The following is a 21,783-nucleotide window of genomic DNA, read 5'->3' as shown; positions in this document are numbered from 1 at the left end:
GACAGCTTTACATAAAACTGTCAGGTAATTTTATTTAATTTAAGCTTCATTTTGCGAAAATATGCAATAAGTCAAATAACATTTATACGCTATACACTTATAAAAAACATGAAAAAGTTCTTTATCTTAATTTTTATTTCATTATACTCTTTTTTAACCTCTTGCTCCAAAGATGAAGCTAATACTTCTATTTCTTCAAATTTAAAAGATATTTACATTTGCGGTGAAGAATATAATGGCACAAAATATATTGCAAAACTTTGGAAAAATGGCATTGCTACAAATCTGTCAAACGGAACAAATGATTGTGAAGCGAATAAAGTAACTGTAGTAGGAGAAGATGCATATGTAGTTGGAAGTGAGCATTTAATCACAAATAAAAGCGTTGCAAAACTTTGGAAAAATGGTGTTCCTACAAATTTAACTAACGGAACTAATCATGCTTTTGCAAACGCAATTACAGTTGTTGATAATGATGTTTACGTCGCTGGATTTGAGTACAAAGGGTCAATAGATGTTGCTAAATATTGGAAAAATGGAATTGCTACAAGTCTAACAGATGGAAGTTTCTATGCGACAGCATTTGGAATTAAAGTTATTGGTTCCGATGTGTATGTAGTTGGAAGAGAATCAAATGGAAATAATTATGTCGCAAAACTTTGGAAAAATAATGTTTCAATAAGTCTAACTGATGGAAGTAAAGACGCTGGTGCTGAGGATATTGCGGTTGTAGGTAACGACGTTTATGTGGTTGGACATGAAAATAATGGATCAAAATCTATAATTAAAATATGGAAAAACGGAATTGCTACAAATTTAACAAATGGAGTTAATTCAGCTTATGCAAATTCTATAAAGGTTATTGGTTCTGACGTTTACGTTGCAGGAACTGAACATAATGGGATAACTTTTGTTGCAAAAGTTTGGAAAAATGGTATTGCCACAAATCTAACTGACGGAACTAAATATTCTAGAGCTCAAGACATAAGTATAACAGGATCTGATATTTATGTGGTAGGAAATGAAGATAATACCACTAATCCGCCTAACAGAATTGCCAAATATTGGAAAAATGGAAAGTCAATTCCAATTATTTCTGAAACGAGTATAAACTCAATAGCAAAATCTATTTTTATAACAACAAATTAAAATACAAAAGTCAAGAACTTCATATGATTCGTTAATTTATTCGAATTCAAAATAATTTTTTTTAATACTTATATTATATAAAAATAAATATGATTTTAGAAATAGCTATTCTGCAAGTAATAAAAGGAGAAGAAGCTCATTTTGAAAGAGACTTTGCAATTGCCAGTCAATTTATAGAATCTATCCCAGGTTATTTGAGTCATAGTTTGAGAAAATGTTTAGAGGAAGAAAACAAATACTTATTGCTCGTTGATTGGGAGAAATTGGAAGATCATACCGTTGGTTTTAGAAAATCTGAAGCCTATTTAGAATGGAAAAGATTATTACACCATTATTACAATCCGTTCCCAGTAGTAGAGCATTACGAAATGGTTTTGGAGTCTAAAAAATAATTTTAAATCATATAAAATGAAATCAACATTATCTGAAATACAACAGCGTTTTGACAACGAAGTAGCCCGTTTTTCAAATTTAGAAACAGGCCAAATCAGTACCGTTGATGCCACTTTGAGTTTAGAATTATTGACCCAAGCAGCAAGTGTTTGTTGCCCTGATGCCAAACAAGTTTTGGATTTAGGCTGTGGTGCAGGTAATTATTCTTTAAAATTATTAGAGCTTATTCCTGATTTTGATTCCACCTTGATTGATTTGAGTCAACCGATGTTGGATAAAGCAAAAGAAAGAATTTCCAACGTTTCCAAAGGAAAAATTACTGCTATTCAAACTGATTTTTTGAATATGGAATTGCCGGACGAAACTTTTGATATTGTAGTAACAGGAGCGGCAATGCATCATTTAAGATCGGATGAAGAATGGGAAACTGTTTTCTCCGAAATATATAAAAGTATAAAAAAAGGAGGTTGTTTTTGGATTTCAGATTTAATAAAACACGACCATCCTGCAATTGACCAATTGATGTGGAAACGTTATGCTGATTATTTAGAAGGTGTTGGAGGAAAAGCATATCAAGAAAATGTGTTCGATTATATTGCCAAAGAAGATACACCTCGTTCCGTGATGTATCAATTGGAAGTATTGAAAAGAGTAGGTTTTTCATACGTAGACGTTTTACATAAAAACAGTAATTTCTCCGTTTTTGGAGGTATAAAATAATCCTATGAGCGCAAACAAGCACATTCAACGAGACAATCAAGATGCCAACAAAGTATATAATGACAGAAGCCTAGCAAATGATTACAGACATTTATCTTCTATTTTAAAACCGGGTATGAATGTTTTAGATATAGGCTGTGCGACAGGCTTTATTTCAAAAGACATTGCGGCTATAATTGGAGAAAACGGAAAAGTTACCGGAATTGACAATACCGAAAGTTTAATTTTAAGCGAGAAAGAATCGCATCAAAACGTCACAAATTTAGAGTTAATTCATATTGATTTATTTGATTTCAATCCAGAAGAAAAATTTGATTTAATTATTTCAGCAAGAGTATTACAATGGTTGAGCAATCCAAAAGAGGCTTTACTAAAAATGAAATCCCTTTTGAAACCAAACGGTCAAATTTCAATTTTAGACTATGACCATACGAATCTAGATTGGAATCCGTCGCCGCCAGAAAGTATGCAAGCCTTTTACAATACGTTCTTGAAGTGGAGACACGACGCTGGAATGAATAATAGAATTGCCGAAGATTTGCCACATTTATTAGAAGAAGCAGGTTTTCATTCTGTCGAAAAAATAAATTCTGATGAACTTTATAATGAAGAGCGTTCAGATTACAAAACGAAAATAGGAATTTGGTCTAAAGTGGCAGGTTCTCTTCAAATGGTAGAAGAAGGTTATTTAGAAAATGACTTGCGATTGAAAGCCATAGAAGAATACAACCATTGGATAGAAACCGAAGCGATTTCTATGACAATGAAATTAAATGAAGTGCGAGGAAAAATATAAAAAATATACAATACCCTTTTTGGAAAAGGATTTATAGAACCGCAATATGGAAAAAAGAAAAATTGAAATAATGGATACCACACTGCGCGATGGAGAACAAACCTCGGGAGTGTCTTTTTCTGCTGCAGAAAAATTAACCATTGCGCAATTATTGCTGGAAGAACTAAATATTGACCGTATCGAAATTGCATCAGCTCGTGTAAGCGAAGGTGAATTTCAAGGTGTAAAAGGAATTATGTCTTGGGCTGAGGAAAAAGGATATACTGACAGAATCGAAGTCCTGGCTTTTGTCGATGGTGGAATTTCTATCGAATGGATGAAAAAAGCGGGAGCCAAAGTTCAAAACTTATTGACTAAAGGTTCTCTGAATCATTTGACGCATCAATTAAAAAAAACACCGGAGCAACATTTTGCCGAAATTGCAGAATCTATTGCTTTGGCGAATGAAAATGGAATAGTAACTAATGTTTACCTTGAAGATTGGAGTAACGGCATGCGCAATTCCCCTGAATATGTTTTTCAATATTTGGATTTTTTGGTAACACAACCCGTTAAAAGAATATTACTGCCCGATACTTTGGGTGTTCTTATTCCATCGGACACTTTTGAATTTATATCTAAAATCACCGCAAAATACCCTAACATTCATTTTGATTTTCATGCCCATAATGACTATGATTTAAGCATTGCTAATGTGATGGAAGCTGTAAAAGCTGGTATAAGTGGACTGCACGTTACGGTAAACGGAATGGGAGAGCGCGCTGGAAATGCTCCGCTAGAAAGTACTGTTGCTGTGATTAATGATTTTATGCCTGAGGTAAAAATCAACATCAAAGAATCATCTTTATATTCAGTGAGCAAACTCGTAGAAACGTTTACAGGTTATAGAATTCCCGCTAACAAACCAATTGTAGGCGATAATGTTTTTACACAAACCGCAGGAATTCACGCGGATGGCGACAACAAAAACAATTTGTATTTTAATGATTTACTTCCGGAACGATTTGGAAGAAAACGAAAATATGCATTAGGAAAAACTTCCGGCAAAGCCAATATCGAAAAAAACCTTCAAGAATTAGGATTAAAACTAAACCCTGAGGATTTGAAATTGGTAACCCAACGAATTATCGAATTGGGAGACAAAAAAGAAACGGTTACCAAGGAAGATTTGCCATACATCATTTCGGATGTATTGGATAGCCAATCTTATGAAGAAAAAATTGTAGTCGAATCCTATATATTGGTTCATGCCAAAGGGTTGCGTCCATCTACAACACTATGTTTAAAAATCGAAGGTGAAATTTTTGAAGAAAATGCACAAGGAGATGGTCAATTTGATGCTTTTATGAATGCGCTTTCCAAAATTTACAAATCCAGAAAAATGATTTTGCCTAAATTAGTCGATTATGCGGTTCGCATTCCACCAGGCAGTAGCTCGGATGCATTATGCGAAACCATTATAACCTGGACTCACAACGGAAAAGAATTTAAAACAAGGGGACTAGATTCCGACCAAACTGTAGCCGCTATCATTGCCACTCAAAAAATGCTGAATGTGGTTATTATTTAAAAAAATCTATTAAAAATATAATTAAAAATCAACAACAATGAAATTCAATATTGCCCTTTTAGCCGGAGACGGAATCGGACCAGAAGTAATTAACGAAGCGGTTAAAGTTTCGGATGCCATTGCCAAAAAATTCAACCACGAAATCACTTGGACACCTGCTCTTACAGGAGCTTGTGCAATTGATGCCGTTGGTGTTCCTTACCCAGACGAAACCCATGAAATTTGTATGGCTGCCGACGCTGTTCTTTTTGGAGCTATCGGACACCCAAAATACGATAACAACCCAAGTGCTCCCGTTCGTCCGGAACAAGGTTTGTTGTTAATGCGAAAAAAATTAGGGTTGTTTGCCAATGTTCGTCCAACTTTTACTTTTCCATCATTGATTGATAATTCTCCTTTAAAAAGAGAGCGTATTGAAGGAACTGATTTGGTTTTCTTAAGAGAATTAACCGGAGGAATTTATTTTGGAGAAAAAGGAAGAAGAGACAACGGAGAAACTGCTTTTGACAATTGTGTGTACACTAGAGTTGAAGTGCAGCGTTTGGCAAAAAAAGGATTCGAATTGGCGATGACGCGCTCCAAAAAATTATGTTGTGTGGATAAAGCCAATGTATTGGAGACATCTCGTTTGTGGAGAGAAACCGTTCAAGCTATGGAGAAAGACTATCCAGAAGTTGAAGTGTCTTACGAATTTGTAGATGCAGTTGCTATGCGTTTGGTACAATGGCCAAACTCGTATGACGTATTGATAACAGAAAATTTATTTGGAGATATTCTGACCGATGAAGCTTCTGTTATTTCAGGGTCAATGGGATTAATGCCATCAGCTTCTGTTGGTGAACACACTTCATTATATGAACCAATTCACGGTTCTTATCCTCAAGCAACTGGATTAAACATTGCCAATCCATTGGCGACTGTTTTATCAGCAGCAATGATGTTTGAAGATGCTTTTGGATTAAAAGAAGAAGCCGAAGCGATTAGATCCGTAGTGAACAAATCATTGGAACAAGGAATTGTAACCGAAGATTTAGTAGCCAAAGGCGCTAAAGCATATAAAACTAGTGAAGTTGGTGACTGGTTGGTTGCTAACTTATAAAATTAAAATTCATCCTTAGCTCCCTCTCCTTGAGAGGGGCGTGGAATGAGAAAACAAAAAAGGTGTCAATTTACATTGACACCTTTTTATTATATGATTGAAAAGAATATTAATATCTTCCTCCTCTGTCTCCACCTCCACGGTTGTCTCCACCACGGCTGTTTCCACCACCATAACCACCGCGTGAATCTCCACCACGACTGTTATTGTTAAAACTTCTTCTTTCACCTTCTGGTTTTGGTTCAGATTTGTTTACTACGATTGCACGTCCTTGAACAGTAGCTCCGTTCAATTCGTCAATTGCTTTTTGAGCTTCGTCATCATTTGTCATTTCAACAAAACCAAATCCTTTACTTCTTCCTGTAAATTTATCTGTGATAATTTTAACTGAATCAACTGCTCCGTACGCCTCGAAAGACTCTCTTAAATCTGCTTCCTCAATACTGAATGGAAGGCTTCCAACAAAAATATTCATAAGTACTTATTTATAATAATTAGAGCAAATGTACTCTATTTTTATTCTAAACAACTATAAATTAGCTTATTTATGATTTAATTTATGATATTGAGGCATTTACCTTTTTAACGTATCACTGTTTTATCAATAAAAAACAAATTTTTTCCGTTATTAATTTCAAAAACAAACTAACATTCACTTGGAAGCTAATTATAAAAAAATTGATTTTCTGGTTAGAAATATTGACTATTTTGTAACATTGGTAATAGGAACTTTATAAAAAACACCTTGCCTAAAATTCACATTTGAAATCGCTAATGGATCTTCAGATTCGTTTTTAGCATTAAATGAAAAAGTTCCAGTAATAGTATGATTCACAGTGTCAAATTCTGTGATTACAATCTGACCATTGCCGCTTTCAATTCCAGTAGAGAAGGTTGTATTTTCGGCACTCCCTTTTTGATAAAAAAATGCTCTATTATAAAGATTCACTCCAAGAGGGTAACTTTGTACATTTGTAGAAACAGTTGTCAAAGTCAAAATTTCATTTTTTAGATAGGCTTCTATAGTCAATGAACCATCTGCAGATTGAACGGCGGTTATCAAAGTAGCTCGCCAAATTTCATTATCTTTCAAGCCTTGTAATGCGGGGTTGTTAAACTTAACTTGATCCTCACAAGAAACTAAAACAAACAGTGCCGTAACTATAAAAAAAAACTTCTTCATACCATTGATTTTGAAAAGCAAAAATAATTGATTTTGCCTTAAAAAGCCCTTTTTTCAATATAAATAAAAACCATATTTATCCCTAATAAACTATTAATCATTAAAGTAATAAACTTTTTAGTTTGTTTCGATAAAAGATGTATATTTGCACCCTTAATTAATCGAGGTCGAGTACCTCAAAATTTAATCATACGATTATGTCAGTAAAAATTAGATTACAAAGACACGGTAAAAAAGGAAAACCTTTTTACTGGGTTGTAGCTGCAGATGCACGCTCAAAAAGAGATGGTAAATACCTAGAAAAAATTGGTACTTACAATCCAAACACAAACCCTGCTACTATAGATTTAAATCTTGATAGCGCAGTAAAATGGTTGCACAATGGTGCACAACCTACTGAAACAGCAAAAGCAATTCTTTCTTACAAAGGAGCTTTATTGAAACACCACCTAGATGGAGGTATTCGTAAAGGAGCTTTGACTCAAGAACAGGCTGATGCAAAATTAGCTGCTTGGTTAGAAGCTAAAGCTGGAAAAGTTGACGCTAAAAAAGAAGGTTTGTCTAAAGCAGAAGTTGCTGCTAGAGCCAAAGCATTCAAAGCGGAACAAGAAGTAAATGCAAAACGTTTAGCTGCTGCTGCTCAAGCTGAAGCTGATGCTATTGCTGCTGCAACTCCTGCTGTTGAAGAAGAAGTTGCTGAAGTTGAAGCTGAAGAAGCTCCTGCTGCTGAAGAAAATAACGAAACAACTGAAGCATAATTTACAAGGCGACGATGCGTAAAGAAGATTGTTTCTATTTGGGTAAAATCGCCAAAAAATTTAGTTTCAAAGGTGAAGTACTGGCCTATTTAGACACAGACGAACCGGAGTTATACGAAAACTTGGAATCAGTGTTTGTTGAATGCAACAAACACTTGGTTCCTTTTTTTATTGAAAATTGCAACTTACACAAAAACGATTTTCTTAGAATTCGTTTTGAAGATATAAATACCGAAGAAGAAGCCGATGCTATTATAGGCAACGATCTTTATCTTCCTTTAAAAATGTTGCCCAAACTTTCGGGGAACAAATTCTACTTTCATGAAGTTATAGGTTTTGAAGTAGAAGATAAACGTCTGGGATATGTTGGAGAAATTCAATCTATCAATGACACAACAGCTCAACCACTTTTTGAAGTTCTAAAAGGTGATGTTGAAATATTGATTCCAATGATTGATCATTTTCTTGTAAAAATAGACCGCGACAACAAAAAAGTCATTATGGATTTACCGGAAGGCTTGATCGAGATGTACCTTTAGCAAGTTTAATCGGTTATTTGTTTAATCGAAAAAAAACGAATGTTTCTATGTCTAAATTCCAATTCAAACAATTCGCTGTTGAACAAGATCGTTGCGCCATGAAAATTGGCACAGATGGTGTTTTATTAGGCGCTTGGGCTCCTTTAGGAAACAATCCTTATAGCATTCTTGACATTGGAACCGGAACTGGAATCATTGCTTTAATGCTTGCGCAAAGAAGTCATGCCGAACAAATTGACGCTTTGGAAATTGATGAAGATGCATATGAACAATCCGTAGATAATTTCGAAAATTCACCTTGGAGTGATCGTTTGTTTTGCTTTCACGCCGGGTTAGACGAATTTGTAGAAGAACCCGAAGACGAATATGATATAATTGTTTCCAATCCTCCATTTTATACCGAAGATTACAAAACTGAAAATGACCAACGTGATTTGGCTCGTTTTGCAGATGCAATGCCTTTTGAAGATTTAATCGAAGCTGCGGATTTATTACTTTCGGAAAATGGAATTTTTTCGGTTATTATTCCTTTTAAAGAGGAAGAAAAATTTATTGCATTAGCACGAGAATTCGAATTGTATCCTATAAAAATTACTCGTGTCAAAGGAACTCCAACTACTGAAATTAAACGCAGTTTATTGGCTTTTAGCCGAAATAAAAACACTGTTCTTCCTGAAGATGTATTGGTTATCGAAACGAAAAGACATGCATATACTCCTGATTATATTGCTCTTACCGAAAAATTTTACTTGAAGATGTAAAAAAAAGCAATTTCTATTTACTTAAATAAAAATTGCCTTTTGAAATCTAACTTCAACAATTAGACTAACTCTTTGCTAAGCAAAATGTACTTTCTGGATCAACCTCTCCTTCGGGAATATTTTTACAATAAAAAGTTCTTTTAAGTGTAAAACAGTCATCGTCAATACTTACTATGGTCATAATTATTCTATCGCCAACCTCCATTTGAGATTCTCCAAGTTTTTTAAGACACACGACTTCATATTCACAATCAGTTAACCACTTAACGCTCCATACCAACTGAAGTACTCCTTTATCATAACTCTCTTGAGTAGTTCCTTTTATTACAAAAGTTCTACTGGGATAATCTGGGTTATAGGCTTTGATATTTTTCAATTTACTACAATCCAGTGTTTGCGAATATCCTATCGACCCTACTAATAATAACAATAAAATAAATACTACTTGTTTTTTCATAATTTTGATTTGGGGTTAAATTTTAGAAAAAAAATAAATGATTTATAACTATTCATTTATTTGGCAATATTACGAAATTGCTTTGCACTATACAACACTAAAATTTTCCCCTATTTAATGACCAAATTGTAAATCATACCTAACGATAATGTATAATTTGATTGGCGTTTACATTTATAACATTTTAGATTAGTTTTGTTATATTTCTTTACGTAGTTTTGTAACACTAAAATGTCAAACCATGAGACCCGATTTATTTCAAGCCCCAGATTATTACAATCTAGATGATTTATTAAGTGACGAACACAAATTGGTTCGTGATTCTGCCCGAGCTTGGGTAAAACGCGAAGTTTCTCCGATTATCGAAGAATATGCACAAAAAGCTGAATTCCCAAAACAAATAATAAAAGGTTTGGGCGAAATTGGTGGTTTTGGCCCTTATATACCAGAAGAATATGGTGGAGCTGGACTCGATCAAATATCCTATGGGTTAATCATGCAAGAAATAGAACGTGGCGATTCGGGCGTTCGTTCTACCTCATCTGTACAATCTTCGTTGGTTATGTATCCTATTTGGAAATATGGAAACGAAGAACAAAGGAAGAAATATTTACCAAAATTGGCCACTGGAGAATTTATGGGTTGTTTTGGATTGACCGAACCTAACTATGGATCAGACCCTGGAAGTATGATTACCAATTTTAAAGACATGGGCGATCATTATTTATTAAATGGCGCCAAAATGTGGATTTCAAATGCTCCTTTTGCCGATATTGCCATTGTTTGGGCAAAAAATGAAGAAGGAAGAATTCACGGATTAATCGTAGAACGAGGCATGGCAGGTTTTAGCACTCCTGAAACCCACAATAAATGGTCGCTTCGTGCCTCTTCTACAGGAGAATTGATTTTTGATAATGTAAAAGTTCCTAAAGAAAATTTACTCCCTAATAAATCAGGATTGGGAGCACCACTTGGTTGCTTGGATTCAGCACGTTACGGAATTGCATGGGGCGCTATTGGTGCTGCAATGGATTGCTACGACACCGCTTTGCGATATGCCAAAGAGAGAATTCAGTTTGACAAACCTATTGCCGGAACACAATTGCAACAAAAGAAATTGGCAGAAATGATTACTGAAATCACCAAAGCACAATTACTAACCTGGAGACTTGGAGTTTTAAGAAATGAAGGAAGAGCCACAACTGCTCAAATCTCGATGGCCAAAAGAAATAATGTAGACATGGCCATACATATTGCTCGTGAAGCAAGACAAATGCTGGGCGGAATGGGAATTACCGGCGAATATTCTATAATGCGCCACATGATGAACTTAGAGTCAGTAATTACTTACGAAGGGACACATGATATTCATTTACTGATTACAGGAATGGATGTTACTGGAATCCCAGCTTTCAAATAGTACTGAACAACTATTAAAGTATTTATAAAATTGATAGCAAAAGCTTCTTGGAAACGAGAAGCTTTTTTACTTTTACATTAAAAAAATCCCCAATGAACATTGCAACAATCAATTCAAAAATTAATAGTCAAAAACAACAATTATTAGACCATCCTTTATACAAAAAAGTAAATACACTTGAAGATTTACATACTTTTTTAGAAAGTCATGTATATGCGGTTTGGGATTTTATGTCGTTATTAAAAGCTTTACAAAATAAACTTACCTGTACTACAACTCCTTGGTTTGCAACACCAAATCCAGAAACAAGATATTTAATTAACGAAATTGTATTGGCTGAGGAAAGTGACTTAAGTATTAATGGTCGACGTATGAGTCATTTTGAAATGTACATTGAAGCTATGCAAGATTGTGGAGCAAAAACTTCTAGAATTGAACAATTTTTAGAAGATGTAAACTCCCTTCAAAACATATTTGTTGCTATAAAAAAAAGTGATTTACACCCAAATATAAAAGCATTCCTTGATTTTACTTTTAGAGTAATTGAAGAAGGAAAATCGCACGAAATTGCAGCTGCATTTACGTTTGGGAGAGAAGATTTAATTCCGAGTATGTTTACTGAAATTTTGAAAAACTTTCAATCCAGTTTTCCGGCAAAAGACTTAAGCAAACTGATTTATTATTTTGAAAGACATATTGAATTGGATGCTGATGAACATGGCCCAATGGCGATGAAAATGATCACCGAACTTTGCGGAGAGGATCCAAAAAAATGGTTGGAAGTTGAAGAGATATCAATTTTAGCGTTAGAAAAAAGAATAGGGCTTTGGGATGCTATCGAGCAACAAATAGCTATGAAAGTCGAAATGGTTTGAGATAATTACTAACCAGATTGGCAACAAAAAAATGTTTATTCAAATTTTATAGATATGATACAATCAGTAAAAATAAGCATACTCTTTTTAAGTTGTTTTTTAATCAGTTGCCAATCTGACAATAGTGACTCTAAAACTGCAGTATCTCCAATAATTAAGCCGCTAGTTCTAACTTTAGAAACAAAACCAGACCCAATAAAATATTTGGCTCTGGGTGATAGCTATACCATAGGGCAAAGTGTTTGCGAGACTTGCAGATTTCCAGAACAATTGAAAAGCAGTTTGTACAATTTGAATACCAACAATAGTTTTTTACTAAAAATAATTGCACAAACCGGTTGGACTACTAGCAATCTACTTTCTGCAATAAATACTCAAAATCCAACTACAGATTATGACTTGGTTACATTACTCATTGGTGTGAATAACCAATATCAGGGAAGTTCATTTTCCGTTTACGAAAAAGAATTTCCTGAACTTATAGATAAGGCTATTTTATTGGGAAAGGGAGATAAAAGAAATGTAATTGTAGTTTCTATTCCAGATTATGCTTTTACTCCTTTTGGAAACGGAAAAACTACAATTACAACAGAAATTGACAAATACAATTCTTTTGCAAAAAATTATTGCTTACAAAACGCAATTGCCTTTATAAATATTACTGATATAACCAGACAAGGACTGTCTGATCTAAGCCTTGTGGCAAAAGACAATCTTCATCCTTCAGAAAAAGCATATGGATTGTTTGTAGAACGTATATTACCCCAAGCAGTTAGTACTTTACAAAATAAAAATTAATTTTCTGGTGCTAATTCTAATTCCAAACCTTCAAGGCTTTCAGTAATAGGAATTTGGCAACCCAAACGGCTGTTTAATTTTACATAAAAAGCTTCAGAAAGCATGGCTTCTTCATCATCTCCCATTTCGGGCAATGCAATATCGTTAAGAACATAACATTGACAAGAAGCACACATGGCCATTCCTCCGCAAGTTCCTTCAACAGGCAATTCGTAGGCTTTGCATAATTCCATTATGTTCATTGCCATATCTGTAGGAGCTTGCAATTCATGAACAATTCCTTCCCTGTCTTTTATTTTTATTAAAACATCCATTACTATAATTTGTATTTTATTTAAAACCCAAAACTATAAAGCTTTGATTTTACTCTTTTATTTCTAGGTCAACCGCAAATTCTTTGTTATTGTCCCTATTAAGAATTTTTAAACCAATAATATCAGCCTGATTTATTCTAAAAATAATTTTTGAAGGTACAGTATAAGATCCCTCATGACATTTATATACCAGCTTACCATCGAATGTTAAATTTATTACACCATTTTTTTCCGTTTTCTCTTTAGACAAAACCTGAGAGGTAAATTCGGCCGAATTGTATGCACTATTTTCTAACATTTTTGCCTTCCCGCCACTAAGTTCAGTCAAAAATTCAGCATTAGAAATCTTTAATTGTCCCTTTCGATTTGAGGAAATATTTACCATGGCACTGAAATTCACCTCACTCCATCCTTCATCAGTATTGACATATGTTTTAGTAACATATGACTCTTGCATAGGTTCTTGCCCATAGCTTTTGTAAAGAAATAAAAATAGAATAATCAATAAGTACTGCTTTTTCATAATTCAGGATTGTAGGTTAGTGCTACAAATATAATTTTTTATTTGAATTGTCAAAGAAAAAAAAATTGAATTATTTTTACATATTTTTACATAAATCAAAAAAAACAGTCGTATTATTGGTAATTCATTAATGATAATTGTTTAAAAAAGACTTTTTTACTGTGTTTTAACAAGTATAGACCATTTATTTAACAAGGGAGAAATATGATATTTATCATTTTATATTCTAGTTTTTTAGAGTAAACCAAATCCTGTATTTCAATGATTTAGAAAAAAGAGGCTTATATGAAAGAAACAACAGCCTCTTTTCAATGTGATTATAAAACATTCACAACTGTTTCAATTTGTGGAGCAAACTTCTTTATTGTAGTTTCAACACCTGCTCTCAGCGTCATTTGATTTACACTACAGCTGGTACAAGCTCCTTCAAGACGCACTTTTACATGTTTTCCTTCATCAATTGAAATAAGGGTGATATCTCCTCCATCCGAATTTAAAAAAGGTCTTATTTCGTCAAGGGCCTTTAAAACATTATTAGTTAATTCTTCTGCTTTCATGTGTAGATAATATTTTTTTGTTTTTTAAAGAAAGACTATAAATATTCTGAGTTCATGTTTCTGTCTTTACAACTTACTCATCTTCAGATTTTTTATATTTATTCTTTAGATGCTAGAAACTTATTTTCTAACAGATGAGCATCCCGCCATAGTAGTAATTTTTATAGCTTCAGTAGGGGCTAAATTTTCATTTCTATTAACGACTTCCTGAACAACATTTCTGGTAATTTCTTCAAAAACATTTTCTATAATTGAACCTGTTTGCAACGCAGCCGGTCGACCGTAATCCCCTGCTTCGCGGATAGATTGTACAATAGGCACTTCGCCGAGAAATGCAACGTCTAAATCTTGTGCCAAATCTTTTGCCCCTTCTTTTCCAAAAATATAGTATTTATTGGACGGCAATTCTTCTGGTGTAAAATATGCCATATTTTCTATAATCCCCAAAACAGGTACATTTATAGCCTCAGACATAAACATAGAAACTCCTTTTTTGGCATCGGCCAGAGCAACCGCTTGCGGGGTGCTTACAACTACTGCTCCTGTTACAGGCAGTGATTGCATAATAGAAAGATGAATATCCCCTGTTCCTGGAGGTAAATCAATTAGCATAAAGTCCAGTTCACCCCAATCTGCATCAAATATCATTTGATTCAGCGCTTTAGAAGCCATAGGTCCTCTCCAGATTACCGCTTGGCTTGGAGAAGTAAAAAACCCAATCGAGAGTATTTTTACTTCATAACTTTCCACAGGTTTCATTTTTGATTTTCCATCAACTGTTACCGAAATTGGTTTTTCATTTTCTACATCAAACATGATCGGCATAGATGGTCCATAAATATCTGCATCCAAAACACCTACAGAAAACCCCATTTTTGCTAAGGTCACTGCTAAATTTGCCGTAACTGTAGATTTTCCTACGCCTCCTTTTCCAGAAGCAACTGCTATAATATTTTTAATTCCTGGAATTGCTTTCCCTTTTATTTGATTTGGATTTTCAGCAACTTCTACTTTTATATTTACTTTGATTTTAGCATCCGGTGAAACCAATTCGAGTATTGTTTTTTTGATATCGTCCTCAGCTCTTTTTTTGATGTGCATTGCAGGGGTGTGCAAAACTAAATCCACAACGACCTCATCTCCAAAAGTAACAACATTTGCTATTGCTCCGCTTTCTACCATATTTTTTCCTTCACCAGCAATAGTTATTGTCTCTAATGCTTTAAGGATATCTTTTTTATCTATTTTCATTATCAAATATTTCAGGTTTAAATTCAGAAAAATTTATCTTTATTTAAACTAATTTTAGATTGCAAAGATAAATGATTATCTTCTTATTTTAAAGGATTTGTATCGGATTTATTGATACTAATACAAATAGAATCTATTCCCTAATAACGAAAATTTCAACGATCAATAGATACCAAATAAATTCAATAAATAGAAATAAAAAATCTTATTTAAAGATGTACTTCAGGCTCCCAAAAAACACTTTCAAAATTCATAATTTGATTATCCACAACAACAATACCTTCGCTTTCCAATAATTGCTGCATCAGATTAGTGCCGTCAAAATGGTGTTTTCCGGTTAGCAGACCTTTTCTGTTAACCACACGATGAGCGGGAACATCCTCCCTATTGTGTGCGGCATTCATTGCCCAGCCTACCATTCTGGCAGAACGTGCTGCTCCTAATATTTTGGCTATAGCCCCATAAGAAGTGACTTTCCCATATGGAATTTGTCTCGCAACTGCATAGACTCTTTCAAAAAAATTATCATTTGTAGTTTCCATTGTATTTTATCCAAAATATCCCTTAATGAGTTTAAAGAGCGTAACAATTGAGACTAATCCTGTAATAGTACCAATAATATAATTCCCATTATTCATTAAAAAATTAGATTTTGCCTCTCTCTTTTTGAAGTATACTATATAAAGATAAAAAACCAAAAAAGAACCGGCTACCACACCTGATACAAAAGCATAGATAAAAGATTCGGTAAAATAAAAATATCCATAAGTTGCTAGTGTAATGGATACAAAAACATAATAAGGGATGGGAAAAAGATTTAATGCAGACAATAACATTCCCAGAAAAAAACGATTGGTTTTACTTCGCACTTTTGCTTCCGATTTGGGGATTTTTGGCTTTTTTGCCTTCCAAAAAAAATATACGGTCAGCGCTATAAAAATAAACAGTCCCATTTCCTGAAGCCTGCTAATGATGTCGGGGCGGCTATTGATAAAAGTAGCAAATAACAGTGCCAAAAAGGTTTGAAAAAATACAATTATGGTAGCTCCCACGGCAAAAGAAATAGCTTCGTTCCGGCCATCTTTCAAACTCACTTTTGCGGCTGTCATATTGATTAAACCAGGAGGTGTAATTCCAATTGCAGCAACAATAAATCCGAGAAAAAAAGGCAAAAATAAAGTCATATTGAGTATGCATCCTCAGATATCAGTCTCAGTTTATGTACTGAAAACTGGTACTGAAAACTATTTAATTTTAAAACGAATATACGTAATTGCTTTGTTAATTTCCAAATATTGTTTTTCATAAAATGTCTGAAAAGCGGTAACTTCTTCAGGGCTTCCTTCGTTTACATACACATTATGGTTGGCATACAAAACCTCATGCCCTTCTCCGTGCAGCAGTCCCAACGTATAACCATGCATAAATTCACTGTCCGTTTTAAGATTAACAATACCGTCTTTTTTCAAGATTTTTTTATACAATTGCAGAAATTCTGAATTAGTCATTCTGTGTTTGGTTCTTTTGTATTTTATTTGTGGATCTGGAAAAGTAATCCAAATTTCATCGACTTCGTTTTCGGCAAAAATATGGTTGATTAATTCAATTTGTGTTCGAATAAATGCCACATTATGCAATCCGGTTTCCACAGCCGTTTTTGCACCGCGCCAGAAACGGGCTCCTTTAATGTCGATCCCAACAAAGTTTTTATTTGGATATCTTTCGGCCAAACCAACGGAATATTCACCTTTACCACATCCCAATTCAAGCACCAATGGATTTTCATTTTTGAAAAAATCCGAATTCCATTTGCCTTTTAGCGGAAACAAATCCCCTACAACTTCTTCTCTTGTTGGCTGAAAAACATTTTGGAATGTTTCGTTTTCTTTGAATCTTTTTAATTTATTTTTACTTCCCACGATTTAATTGCTATTTTCGGCAAAATTAAGGAATTATATAAGACCGAAAACTTTAGTTTCTGTTAAAAACAAAAATTGCTATTTAGATTGTAATTTTTGCAGTAAAGTATCTTCTATTGGAGTGATTATTTTGACAACCTCATTGGTATTGTCATTTGGAATTGTCATCGACAAAACATAGTGTTTTATTTTCCATTCTTGCCCCATTTTTATAAGAACACCAGATCCTCTGCAAATTTTCATTTGGGTATTCAATAGTTCGTCAAACCAAGCCAGTTTCCCTGATTTATCCAAATAGATATGTCTTTCTATTGCTTTAAAATTCCAAGCTTTTCCTCTATCAAAATAAGGCTTTGCAAAAGCTTGAAAAGCTTTCAAATCCCAATTCTCTGTTGGATCTGTTCCAATAAAAATGGCATCTTCGGTCATCATACCAAAATACACTTTGGCATTGGCGTCGGCTGCCGCTTTGTGCCAGTCATCAAGAGTTTGGTTTATTTGTTCTTTTTCGTCTGCTTCCTTATACTGCAAAGAATCAAAACTAACCAAAGTCAATACTGCTAAACTTAAAAATAGTGCTTTCATATTATTTTGTATTTTTATCCGGGAGACTTCCCATTTTTATTTTCATTTCGCCATCTTTTCCGTCTACAACCAGCAAATGCAATACAATCCCTTTGTAACGTTTGGCTTCTCTTTCTTTTATATCTTTTATTTTAAAATCGTCCTCTGGATTTCTCAGCGGAATCGTCAATCCTAAATTGGTTCCTTTCTTGAAAGAATACATTCCCTCTACATCAAAATTCAATACATTCGAACTTACTTTAAAATAATCAATATTTACAAAATTTCCGCTCATATTTAATCGCCCTGACAAGTCGTTAAAAACGATATGTTTTACATCTCTATTGGGAAAAGCAAACTTACCTATTTTTATAATGGGTTTAAAATCAATCAATGAACCATTTTTGATTTCGTATTGCAAATTTCCTCTTCCAGATTCCTCTACAAAATCGCCTTCTGCAGTAATTTGGGCATTCATATCTATCTTTGCCGAAAGCTTTCCGTTTATATTTCTTGGCTGAAACGATTTAATCCCAAAGTTATTAAAAGAGGTTAAAAACTGAGGAATATCAACGGTTGCGATATTTACATTTGTATTGACACCGAACAAATCACCCTGAGGAATTAATTGAGAAGTAAATGTAATTTTACCACCACAAGTTTCTATTGATCCTTGCTTGATATAAAAATGCCGATTATTGACCGAGATGATGATTTTTGCATTTTTAGCCGTCAAATTAGAATACACCATCTTTTTAAGATTCAAATTCAAAACTACTTGACATTTTTGAACAAGATCCATTCTTTTTTTAGCATTGGCTTTAGTTGTTACTTTTTTTACATCGCCCTTTTTTTCATTATAAGTAAGAACTCCCATCAATTTTTTTACATCCATAAAAGGGGAATTAAGATTGAGTACAGCCACCATTTTTTCAGGGTCATTATAATAGAGATTTAGAAAATTGTCTATTCTTCCATCCAAGTAAGCAATATTTTTGCCTCTTTGGTATTTAATATTTTTTATCAACAATGCTTCATCAGTAAAATCAAGAAGAATATCTGTTTGAAAAATTAAATTTTTGGGTCTATAATTCATGTTTGCATTTTCGATATCTACTTTGCCTGTAAAACGAGGTTTGGAAATGCGTAAGGCCACAATATCTACATTAAATTTCAAATCTACATTGGCTGTACCACTGGAAAATTTTATAAAATCATCACCAAAAACATTTCCTAATTTCTCCACATCAAACTTAGAATGTAAGTTTCCTGTTGCAATAGGTTTTTCTAAATTATTAATTGCAGCAGTTGGAATAACTACAGGAATACCTTCATAGTTTCCGCTAAAATTTTTAATAATTACCGCCGAGTTACTGTCATTGTAGCCCAAGCCATTTTTAAAATTATTGGTGTATTTTCCAATAAAATTACAGTCTGTAACCGATCCGTCCGGAAAAATCAGTTCATTGTTTTTAATTTGAGCATCGACAATAATTTCTGGATCGCCCTCTGCATTCATATCTCCCTTGATGCTACAGCTTGCCAATAATGGTTTTGTAATGTTGAAATGATTTAAAATTTTAAAAAGATGCGGATCCAGTAACCGAGCGGCATTCAACCATAAAATTTGGGTATTGATATTAATATTCATCATAGGATGCTCTTTATCCAAGATAAAACTGGCTTTAATATCAAAATCATCATCACCAATTCCAAGTGCGTCTGTAACGACGTCAATTCTATTTTTTTCTGTAGAATACTGAACGGCGAGTTTCCCTTTTACCCTTTTGTCTTTTATAAAACTTCCCTTAATGGTATTAAACGCCATACTTTTGGCAAAAACATCCAGAAAAAGATCGGTTTCCCAGCCATCGTTAGTGTAGTTTATTTTGCTTTTTAATGAGGCTACCTCAAAATGAAATAATTTATTTCTTTGTAAGTTTTGGGAAATAAAGATTACATTTTTAAAAGCTACTTCATTGATTTCAGTTTCGGTTTTACTCTTGGGCTCTTTTGTTTTGGGTTTTGCCCTAAATATATTCGAATTGGAAACTCCATTTTTATCTTTAAACAAATCAATTTTAGTGTCAATCAATACTATTTTTTCGATATCCACTTTTTTGTGTATTAAGGCAAAAACATTTAGCCTTACCTCAATTTCTTCTGCTGTAAGTACACTTCTTTTGTGAATCGAGTAGAGACTGTCCTGTACTTCCACTTTATTGAGTACGACCGTAAAATTGGGAAAACCGATCAAAAACTTATACCCTACATCGCCAATACTGACCTTTCCTGAGATGTTTTTATTGATTTTTTGATTGATTTCGGTTACTATTTTTGTCTTATTTTGAATAAAGTACACTCGTAACCCAATAAAAAAGATAAGTAATAGTCCAATAAAACCAATACAGAAATACCCAATTCTTTTTAAGATTGTTCTAAATCGATTCGTTTTTACAAATTCTTTTCCTTTTTCCAATGATTGTCTCATATTTTATATTTTTATACAAATCAATTGTCAAAAAAAATAATAACTTTTCTTTTTAACTCGTTGTTTTAAATTTTCTAATAAAAGTACCCAATTATTTAAATTAAAATTTAGTTTATTCTCTTTTTTTTAAAGTAAGTTCGTGAATTTTGATACTATTTTATTACATTTGATATGCTAACACCCAATAAAAAGGGCAAATTAATTTAAAAAACAACAACTATGCGAACATTAAAAATTTTATTATTAGGTGCATTTATTGTAGTGGCATCAAGTACTGCAACAGCACAAAGTTTCGGAATTAGAGCGGGAGCTAATTTTGCTGATATTACTGGTTCTAATTTTAAAAACACTAGCGCCACAACGGGTTTATTTATAGGGGTAAACAAAGAAATGACAATCATAAAAAGTTTGCTTTTCATTCAGCCCGAAGTGCAATACTCACAAGAAGGATTTTCTACCAAGAATCTACCCGATACAAAAATAGACTACCTTTCTGTACCCATTTTGGCTAAAGTATATGTGATTAAATTATTTAGTTTTGAAACCGGACCACAATTTGGTTTCCCAATTAATGACAATTTAAATAATTATAAAACAGAAAGTGTTGTTACTTCTTGGGCATTTGGGATGAACCTTAATCTTCCTTTGCACCTTTCTATAACCGCTCGATATATGACTGGTTTGACAGACGTTATAGTGGATAACTCCAGTAAAAGCCAATCATTTCAAATTGGTGCTGGTTTCCGATTTTAAGGAAGAAGACCTAACGTTATATACTAAATTGCCTTAAAGTATTATTCTTTAAGGCAATTTTTTTATACTATTCTCACTATAATAACGTTCGAATTAAAAAGCTGTTCGTTTAAAGAGATACAATTTTTAAAAAGTGATGTAAATCATTAAATTTTAATACATATTTCCTTTTTTATATAAAAAGAAACGCCGCATTAATCAATAATTTTGACTCCAAACTAAACTAATAGTTATTTAAAAACCAAAATTCAACATTATGAGAGTATTAAAAACAATCCTTTTCAGCACATTTTTACTGACAGTGTCTATCGCAACAGCACAAGGTGTCGGAATTAGAGGTGGTGTAAATCTATCTACAATAAGTGGTGATTACTACGATTCAACCTCTAAAACAGGGTATTATGTAGGTATTTATGATGAAATTCCAGTTGTAAAAGATGTATTCTTTATACAACCAGAGATACAATATTCTAGCGAAAAATTCAGTACCAATCTTGCCGATTACACAATTGATTATATTACTGTTCCGGTTTTGGCTAAGGTTTATGCCGTAAAATTGCTAAGTTTTGAAACAGGACCACAGTTTGGTTTTAAAATAAACGACAAAACCGATTCTAATAGTCCCCTTATCACGCCACAGGATGATTTTGAGACTTTCAATCCGGCCTGGGCTTTTGGTGCCTCATTGAATCTTCCGTTTGGATTGTCAATAAACGGTCGTTTTATCAGCAGTTTTAATAGTGTTTTTAAAGACGGTGACTACAATGACGAAGGAAAAAGTCAAGTTTTTCAATTGGGGGCTTCATTAAAATTCTAAAAAAACCTTATATCAAAAATAAAAACGGTGCCTTGAGGAAATATCTTCAAGGCTCCTTTTTTTTGAAAAAATTCTA

General features: G+C 33.5%; 26 protein-coding genes. 14 read left to right on the top strand and 12 right to left on the bottom strand.

Annotated elements, in window-relative coordinates:
* Positions 1-108 precede the first annotated feature (108 nt).
* The 6 genes from OLM57_RS06320 to leuB all read left to right on the top strand — a co-directional run bounded on the left by OLM57_RS06320 (position 109) and on the right by leuB (position 5,727).
* Positions 109-1,149: a hypothetical protein gene (locus tag OLM57_RS06320; RefSeq protein ID WP_264566390.1), complete on the top strand. Its 1,041-nt coding sequence runs from the start codon at positions 109-111 to the stop codon at positions 1,147-1,149.
* A gap of 89 nt (positions 1,150-1,238) precedes the next feature.
* Entirely contained in the window at positions 1,239-1,541 is a 303-nt protein-coding gene (locus OLM57_RS06315; protein WP_264566389.1) for an antibiotic biosynthesis monooxygenase family protein, read from the top strand.
* A gap of 16 nt (positions 1,542-1,557) precedes the next feature.
* Positions 1,558-2,262 carry a class I SAM-dependent methyltransferase gene (locus OLM57_RS06310; RefSeq protein ID WP_264566388.1) on the top strand — a complete coding sequence of 235 codons (705 nt, stop codon included), beginning with the start codon at positions 1,558-1,560 and terminating at the stop codon, positions 2,260-2,262.
* Between the two features lie 4 nt (positions 2,263-2,266).
* The gene (locus OLM57_RS06305) at positions 2,267-3,058 is read left to right on the top strand and encodes a methyltransferase domain-containing protein (protein WP_264566387.1); all 792 of its coding nucleotides are present in this window, start codon (positions 2,267-2,269) and stop codon (positions 3,056-3,058) included.
* A 46-nt stretch (positions 3,059-3,104) separates the two neighbouring features.
* Positions 3,105-4,628: an alpha-isopropylmalate synthase regulatory domain-containing protein gene (locus OLM57_RS06300; protein WP_264566386.1), complete on the top strand. Its 1,524-nt coding sequence runs from the start codon at positions 3,105-3,107 to the stop codon at positions 4,626-4,628.
* 37 nt (positions 4,629-4,665) lie between these two features.
* Positions 4,666-5,727 (top strand): 3-isopropylmalate dehydrogenase, encoded by a 1,062-nt coding sequence (gene leuB / locus OLM57_RS06295; RefSeq protein WP_264566385.1) that lies wholly within the window; start codon positions 4,666-4,668, stop codon positions 5,725-5,727.
* A 109-nt stretch (positions 5,728-5,836) separates the two neighbouring features.
* Here leuB and OLM57_RS06290 read toward each other — a convergent pair whose 3' ends face one another.
* Together OLM57_RS06290 and OLM57_RS06285 are read right to left on the bottom strand one after the other, a co-directional pair.
* Entirely contained in the window at positions 5,837-6,202 is a 366-nt protein-coding gene (locus OLM57_RS06290; protein ID WP_116759447.1) for an RNA recognition motif domain-containing protein, read from the bottom strand.
* A 228-nt stretch (positions 6,203-6,430) separates the two neighbouring features.
* The gene (locus OLM57_RS06285) at positions 6,431-6,910 is read right to left on the bottom strand and encodes a DUF6252 family protein (RefSeq protein ID WP_264566384.1); all 480 of its coding nucleotides are present in this window, start codon (positions 6,908-6,910) and stop codon (positions 6,431-6,433) included.
* 197 nt (positions 6,911-7,107) lie between these two features.
* On the opposite strand from OLM57_RS06285, the gene OLM57_RS06280 reads away from it, so the two are divergent.
* Genes OLM57_RS06280 through OLM57_RS06270 form a run of 3 tightly spaced genes read left to right on the top strand, consistent with a single transcriptional unit; the run spans position 7,108 to position 8,968 of the window.
* Positions 7,108-7,668, top strand: coding sequence for a 30S ribosomal protein S16 (locus tag OLM57_RS06280; protein ID WP_264566383.1), 561 nt, complete (start codon positions 7,108-7,110; stop codon positions 7,666-7,668).
* A 14-nt stretch (positions 7,669-7,682) separates the two neighbouring features.
* Positions 7,683-8,207 (top strand): ribosome maturation factor RimM, encoded by a 525-nt coding sequence (gene rimM, locus OLM57_RS06275; protein ID WP_264566382.1) that lies wholly within the window; start codon positions 7,683-7,685, stop codon positions 8,205-8,207.
* Positions 8,208-8,254: 47 nt separating this feature from the next.
* A complete protein-coding gene (locus tag OLM57_RS06270) occupies positions 8,255-8,968 on the top strand; it encodes a tRNA1(Val) (adenine(37)-N6)-methyltransferase (protein ID WP_264566381.1) in 714 nt (237 codons plus the stop codon).
* A 64-nt stretch (positions 8,969-9,032) separates the two neighbouring features.
* Here the strand turns inward: OLM57_RS06270 and OLM57_RS06265 are convergent, their stop codons facing one another.
* Positions 9,033-9,425 carry a hypothetical protein gene (locus OLM57_RS06265; protein ID WP_264566380.1) on the bottom strand — a complete coding sequence of 131 codons (393 nt, stop codon included), beginning with the start codon at positions 9,423-9,425 and terminating at the stop codon, positions 9,033-9,035.
* A gap of 241 nt (positions 9,426-9,666) precedes the next feature.
* Between OLM57_RS06265 and OLM57_RS06260 the strand changes: the two genes are divergently transcribed.
* From OLM57_RS06260 to OLM57_RS06250, 3 genes are all read left to right on the top strand, one after another.
* A complete protein-coding gene (locus OLM57_RS06260; protein ID WP_264566379.1) occupies positions 9,667-10,845 on the top strand; it encodes an acyl-CoA dehydrogenase family protein in 1,179 nt (392 codons plus the stop codon).
* 92 nt (positions 10,846-10,937) lie between these two features.
* Positions 10,938-11,720 carry a DUF3050 domain-containing protein gene (locus OLM57_RS06255; RefSeq protein ID WP_264566378.1) on the top strand — a complete coding sequence of 261 codons (783 nt, stop codon included), beginning with the start codon at positions 10,938-10,940 and terminating at the stop codon, positions 11,718-11,720.
* A 54-nt stretch (positions 11,721-11,774) separates the two neighbouring features.
* On the top strand, positions 11,775-12,518 hold the full coding sequence (locus tag OLM57_RS06250; protein WP_264566377.1) for an SGNH/GDSL hydrolase family protein: 744 nt from the start codon (positions 11,775-11,777) through the stop codon (positions 12,516-12,518).
* Here OLM57_RS06250 and OLM57_RS06245 read toward each other — a convergent pair.
* The 9 genes from OLM57_RS06245 to OLM57_RS06205 all read right to left on the bottom strand — a co-directional run bounded on the left by OLM57_RS06245 (position 12,515) and on the right by OLM57_RS06205 (position 20,137).
* Positions 12,515-12,832 (bottom strand): 2Fe-2S iron-sulfur cluster-binding protein, encoded by a 318-nt coding sequence (locus OLM57_RS06245; RefSeq protein ID WP_264566376.1) that lies wholly within the window; start codon positions 12,830-12,832, stop codon positions 12,515-12,517. The two genes, OLM57_RS06250 and OLM57_RS06245, sit on opposite strands and share 4 nt — an antisense overlap.
* Positions 12,833-12,881: 49 nt before the next feature.
* Positions 12,882-13,355, bottom strand: coding sequence for a hypothetical protein (locus OLM57_RS06240; RefSeq protein WP_264566375.1), 474 nt, complete (start codon positions 13,353-13,355; stop codon positions 12,882-12,884).
* A 317-nt stretch (positions 13,356-13,672) separates the two neighbouring features.
* Entirely contained in the window at positions 13,673-13,912 is a 240-nt protein-coding gene (locus OLM57_RS06235) for a NifU family protein (protein WP_264566374.1), read from the bottom strand.
* Positions 13,913-14,032: 120 nt separating this feature from the next.
* Positions 14,033-15,163 carry an Mrp/NBP35 family ATP-binding protein gene (locus tag OLM57_RS06230; RefSeq protein ID WP_264566373.1) on the bottom strand — a complete coding sequence of 377 codons (1,131 nt, stop codon included), beginning with the start codon at positions 15,161-15,163 and terminating at the stop codon, positions 14,033-14,035.
* A 209-nt stretch (positions 15,164-15,372) separates the two neighbouring features.
* Complete coding sequence (locus tag OLM57_RS06225) at positions 15,373-15,705, bottom strand: MGMT family protein (RefSeq protein ID WP_264566372.1); 333 nt, start codon at positions 15,703-15,705, stop codon at positions 15,373-15,375.
* Between the two features lie 6 nt (positions 15,706-15,711).
* On the bottom strand, positions 15,712-16,347 hold the full coding sequence (locus OLM57_RS06220; RefSeq protein WP_264566371.1) for a LysE family transporter: 636 nt from the start codon (positions 16,345-16,347) through the stop codon (positions 15,712-15,714).
* 60 nt (positions 16,348-16,407) lie between these two features.
* Positions 16,408-17,082, bottom strand: a complete 675-nt coding sequence (gene trmB / locus OLM57_RS06215; RefSeq protein WP_264566370.1) for a tRNA (guanosine(46)-N7)-methyltransferase TrmB — start codon at positions 17,080-17,082, stop codon at positions 16,408-16,410.
* A 78-nt stretch (positions 17,083-17,160) separates the two neighbouring features.
* Entirely contained in the window at positions 17,161-17,667 is a 507-nt protein-coding gene (locus OLM57_RS06210; RefSeq protein ID WP_264566369.1) for a nuclear transport factor 2 family protein, read from the bottom strand.
* A gap of 1 nt (position 17,668) precedes the next feature.
* Positions 17,669-20,137: an AsmA-like C-terminal region-containing protein gene (locus tag OLM57_RS06205; RefSeq protein WP_264566368.1), complete on the bottom strand. Its 2,469-nt coding sequence runs from the start codon at positions 20,135-20,137 to the stop codon at positions 17,669-17,671.
* 219 nt (positions 20,138-20,356) lie between these two features.
* Between OLM57_RS06205 and OLM57_RS06200 the strand changes: the two genes are divergently transcribed.
* Together OLM57_RS06200 and OLM57_RS06195 are read left to right on the top strand one after the other, a co-directional pair.
* Positions 20,357-20,890: a porin family protein gene (locus OLM57_RS06200; RefSeq protein ID WP_264566367.1), complete on the top strand. Its 534-nt coding sequence runs from the start codon at positions 20,357-20,359 to the stop codon at positions 20,888-20,890.
* 256 nt (positions 20,891-21,146) lie between these two features.
* On the top strand, positions 21,147-21,707 hold the full coding sequence (locus tag OLM57_RS06195) for a porin family protein (RefSeq protein ID WP_264566366.1): 561 nt from the start codon (positions 21,147-21,149) through the stop codon (positions 21,705-21,707).
* Positions 21,708-21,783 lie beyond the last annotated feature (76 nt).

This window comes from Flavobacterium sp. N3904 (assembly GCF_025947305.1).
Classification (GTDB): domain Bacteria; phylum Bacteroidota; class Bacteroidia; order Flavobacteriales; family Flavobacteriaceae; genus Flavobacterium.
Note: the sequence above shows the minus strand (reverse complement) of the source record. Positions and strands in the feature narration are given on the sequence as shown.